This window comes from Microcystis sp. BLCC-F209, from assembly GCF_041928595.1.
In the GTDB taxonomy this organism is placed as follows: Bacteria; Cyanobacteriota; Cyanobacteriia; order Cyanobacteriales; family Microcystaceae; genus Microcystis.
On sequence record NZ_JBHFLL010000108.1, the window covers coordinates 1 to 4,234 of the forward strand.

The window sequence follows — 4,234 nt, forward strand, 5'->3', positions numbered from 1 at the left end:
ATTACTGGTGCAAGTTGGCAATCTTGTAATGTACCGCAAGTCCTTCGTCATCGCTGTGCTTATCTAAATGGTTGCCTTTTTTAACTTTTTTATTGATCTCATTAAGCATTTCTACTTATTGCAAAGGTGAGATGCTCCCTATCTGCCATCGGTTTACCGTCGCTCTCAGGATAGATAATCTCGGTTTTGTTAACTTGACTAACCATGGGGAATACCTGCCGAACTGATTGGGCTATTTTTATTATATAATAAATTTGAACTAAGTAAGGAAAAGACCGATCTTGATTTTAGAACTAGAGCAAGTAAATTTAGCTATCCGACGCGGCAGTGCTTATCTGTTAGAAGATATTACTTTTAGCATCAAGCAAGGAGAAAAGTTAGCTATTGTCGGAGCATCTGGGGCAGGAAAAACAACTCTTTTGCGATTGTTAAATCGTTTGCAGGAACCCAGCACGGGAAATATTTATTTTCGAGGTAAATCGATTCAGGAAATACCGGTTATTTCCCTGCGACAACAGATAGTTTTATTGCTACAAGAGTCGAAGTTATTAGGGATGACTGTTCGAGATGCTCTCGCTTATCCTCTGCAATTAAAAAAACTTAACCCTGCTGAAATTAATCAGAGAATTGACCATTGGACATCCCTATTAAAAATTCCTCAACAGTGGTTTGAGCGCGGGGAGTTAGAATTATCTTTAGGACAAAGACAATTAGTAGCAATTACCAGAGCTTTGCTGTTAGAACCGAGCATACTGTTATTAGATGAACCCAACTCTGCTTTAGATACAGGCACGGCCAGCAGGTTATTAGAAGTATTAAATAATCAAAGTTCAATGACGATAATTATGGTCAATCATCAACTAGATTTTTTAGAGGAATTTGCCGAGCGAGTCATTTATCTAGAAGCAGGAAAAATTGGATCAGATTGCCTTGCTAATCAATTAGATTGGTTAGGGCTAAAAACTCAGTTAATTGACTTAGAAAAATCTCGACAAAGTGACCACTGGTAAGATTAACTTAAAATTGGTGCGCCCTCCTGAAAAACTAATAATTCTCCTGCATTAATCGATGTCCAAACTTCATTATCGGTTAAGGGTGTAGTGGCAATAATTGCCACTTGATCGCCCGGACGAGCTAAAGCTTGAAAATCAACGCTCACATCTTCATCAATTAAATGAGCGGCGGCAAAAGGATACTGACGGATTATATAGCTTAATTTAGTGGAACAATGGGCAAAAAAATGTTCACCATCGGATAAAAGATAATTAAAAATTCCTTGACAAGCGATAGAGTTTGTGATAGTTTTTAGGACTTGATAAAGTTGTTCTAGGGAAGGTTTGCCCTGGGGAAAAGTCTCTCGCAGGGTATTAAGAATTAAACAAAAAGCTCTTTCGGAATCCGTCTCCCCAACCGGTTGATAAAAATCTCCCGCAGCCGGTGAGAAATTTTCTAAATTACCATTATGGGCAAAAACCCAATATTTTCCCCACAATTCCCGCCGAAAAGGATGACAGTTTTCTAGTTTAATTTCTCCTTGGGTAGCTTTGCGAATATGGGCGATAACATTGGTAGAATGGATGGGATAGTTTTTAATTAATTCCGCAATCGGAGAAGCGATCGAGGGTTTAACATCAATAAAAGTTCGACAACCTAAACCCTCAAAAAAAGCGATTCCCCAACCGTCTCGATGTTCGTCGGTTTTTCCTCCCCGCGCACAAAATCCCTCGAAGGAAAAACAGATATCCGTGGGGACATTACAATTCATGCCTAGAAGTTGACACATAGTTGCTTGAGTTTGAACTGAACATCAGATGCTGGCAAAATTACTTACTGCCAGCAGTCGTGACAGGAGACAGGAGAATTTTTTTTCAGCTGCCTCTTGCCTATCCTAGCTAAGAAATTAATCTGGCACTACTACTAATTAGGGTTTACTGAAAAAATTTGTTGGTTGGTGTGGGGTTTTACCGATTTTCAGAAGGTTTTTAGATTTATTCAGTAAATCCTAATTAAATCAACCTCTGAAAGACAAAAAGGGCAAAAATCAGATTTTTAGGGATAAAATGACAATTTTTTGCCTAAAAAGGTCATTTATTTGCTGTTATTGCCTTTTATCTCCCTGCATCCCTGTTTTAACTCCCATGAATCTGAATCGGGCGATCAAGATTAATTTTTTTGCCTGCTTATTGGATAAAATGGGAAATCAGGCCATCTAATCAAATCTGTATCTTAAGGCTATGACAATTATTTCTCGATCGATCCCCCAATCACCCACTAAATCCTCGTCTATCGGCGGCTGGCGCGGTTTGATCGAAGAATATCGCCAATTTCTGCCCGTAAGCAGTAAAACCCCTGTAATTACCCTCCTAGAAGGCAATACACCCCTGATCCCCGCCCCCTATCTCTCAGCACAAATCGGGCGCGATGTCAAGGTTTTTGTCAAATATGATGGTTTAAATCCCACCGGCAGCTTTAAAGACCGGGGCATGACCATGGCCATCTCGAAAGCTAAGGAAGAAGGGGCAAAAGCGGTGATTTGTGCCAGTACCGGGAACACCTCGGCGGCGGCGGCAGCCTATGCAAGAAGGGCCGGGATGCGGGCCTTTGTGATTATCCCCGATGGTTATGTGGCCTTAGGAAAATTGGCCCAGGCTTTATTGTATGGAGCGGAAGTCATCGCTATTAATGGCAACTTTGATGATGCCCTCAAGATTGTCCGCCAACTATCAGAAAATTATCCCGTAACTTTAGTCAATTCCGTCAATCCCTACCGTTTAGAGGGTCAAAAAACGGCGGCTTTCGAGATTGTCGATGTCTTGGGTAATGCCCCCGACTGGTTATGTATTCCCGTGGGTAATGCGGGCAATATTAGCGCCTATTGGATGGGATTCTGTCAGTATCACCAGATAGGTAAATGCGACCGGCTGCCGAAGATGATGGGTTTTCAGGCCGCCGGGGCCGCCCCTTTTATCTCTAAACAACCGGTTGACCATCCCGAAACCCTAGCCACGGCTATCCGTATCGGCAACCCCGCTAACTGGGAAAAAGCCTGGGCCGCTAGTCACGCTAGTCAAGGGCAATTTCATGCGGTCAGCGATGAGGAAATATTAGCAGCCTATCGGATTTTAGGGGGCCAAGAGGGGGTTTTCTGTGAACCAGCCAGCGCCGCTTCTGTGGCAGGATTATTAAAAGTGCATCAACAGGTTCCCGATGGGGCCACGGTAGTGTGTGTTTTAACGGGCAATGGACTAAAAGACCCAGATTCGGCGGTAAAATACAGCAATAACCAACTAAAATCTGGGATTGCTCCCGAATTAACGCAAGTGGCTCAAATTATGGGCTTCTAAGCTAACGTTAATTCGGTTAAGCAGTGCTTCTATAAAACTCCCTTAGAACTGGGAATTATACCGGCGCGACGGGGATCGATCGCTATGGCCATACTCATCGCCCGGGCAAAAGCTTTAAAAGTAGCCTCAATAAGATGATGGGAATTAATCCCGTCTAATTGACGAATATGTAGGGTCATTTGACTGTGATTGACCAAAGCAACAAAAAATTCCCGCACTAGCTGAGTATCGTAGGTTCCCACTCTTTGGGTGGGAATTTCTAGACCATAACTGAGGTGGGGGCGACCGGAAAAATCGAGGGCAACCTGCACTAAAGCTTCATCGAGAGGGGCGACAAAATGCCCGAAACGGACGATCCCCTTTTTGTCCCCCAAAGCTTGCAGTAAAGCTTGTCCGAGGGTGATTCCCACGTCTTCATTGGTGTGATGGTCATCAATTTCTAGATCTCCGGTGGCACGCACATCGAGATCGATCGCAGCGTGGGAGGCAATTTGCTGTAACATATGATCGAGAAAGGGAATTCCTGTCTGGGCGCGACAATTGCCGCTACCATCAAGATCGATCGTCACCTGTACATCGGTTTCTTTGGTAGTACGACTAACCGAGGCGCGACGGCAAGGTGAGACAAAAGAATCGGGTATCTGGGAAGTGGAAATCATTTAAGTAAAAATAAGTAGGTAGCCGTTAAAAATTATCAGATGCCCCCTTATCAAGCTATCCCTTATAGGGATCTTTCTTAACAATTTTTTCAGTAAGCACTCCAACCCTTATCCTGACTTGATTTCAGTTTTTTCTTTGTCAGTAAGGGTGTCAACAAGGAATATTACAGATTGTTAACCGAGTCTTGAAAGCCTTGTGCTACAAAGGTTTGAAATGTTAAGAAAGATGTG

The 4,234-nt window shown here is 43.1% G+C and carries 4 protein-coding genes; 2 read left to right on the forward strand and 2 right to left on the reverse strand.

The genetic code is table 11. The features are described from left to right. The first annotated feature begins 281 nt into the window (after positions 1–281). Positions 282–1,010, forward strand: coding sequence for an ABC transporter ATP-binding protein (locus ACE1AQ_RS06920; RefSeq protein ID WP_110545577.1), 729 nt, complete (start codon positions 282–284; stop codon positions 1,008–1,010). A 2-nt stretch (positions 1,011–1,012) separates the two neighbouring features. Here the strand turns inward: ACE1AQ_RS06920 and ACE1AQ_RS06925 are convergent, their stop codons facing one another. Then, a complete protein-coding gene (locus ACE1AQ_RS06925) occupies positions 1,013–1,783 on the reverse strand; it encodes a class II glutamine amidotransferase (protein WP_008203546.1) in 771 nt (256 codons plus the stop codon). Between the two features lie 451 nt (positions 1,784–2,234). Here ACE1AQ_RS06925 and thrC point away from each other — a divergent pair, with 451 nt between their 5' ends. After that, entirely contained in the window at positions 2,235–3,344 is a 1,110-nt protein-coding gene (gene thrC, locus ACE1AQ_RS06930) for a threonine synthase (protein WP_008203543.1), read from the forward strand. Positions 3,345–3,373: 29 nt separating this feature from the next. On the opposite strand, the gene hisB is transcribed toward thrC, so the two are convergent. Further along, positions 3,374–4,003: an imidazoleglycerol-phosphate dehydratase HisB gene (gene hisB / locus ACE1AQ_RS06935; RefSeq protein ID WP_008203540.1), complete on the reverse strand. Its 630-nt coding sequence runs from the start codon at positions 4,001–4,003 to the stop codon at positions 3,374–3,376. Positions 4,004–4,234: the final 231 nt, after the last annotated feature.

What these genes read in the sequence shown, in the direction of transcription:
- ACE1AQ_RS06925 (WP_008203546.1), bottom strand. Translation starts at nt 1,783, where the DNA reads ATGTGTCAACTTCTAGGCATGAATTGTAATGTCCCCACGGATATCTGT.
- thrC (WP_008203543.1), top strand. Translation starts at nt 2,235, where the DNA reads ATGACAATTATTTCTCGATCGATCCCCCAATCACCCACTAAATCCTCG.
- hisB (WP_008203540.1), bottom strand. Translation starts at nt 4,003, where the DNA reads ATGATTTCCACTTCCCAGATACCCGATTCTTTTGTCTCACCTTGCCGT.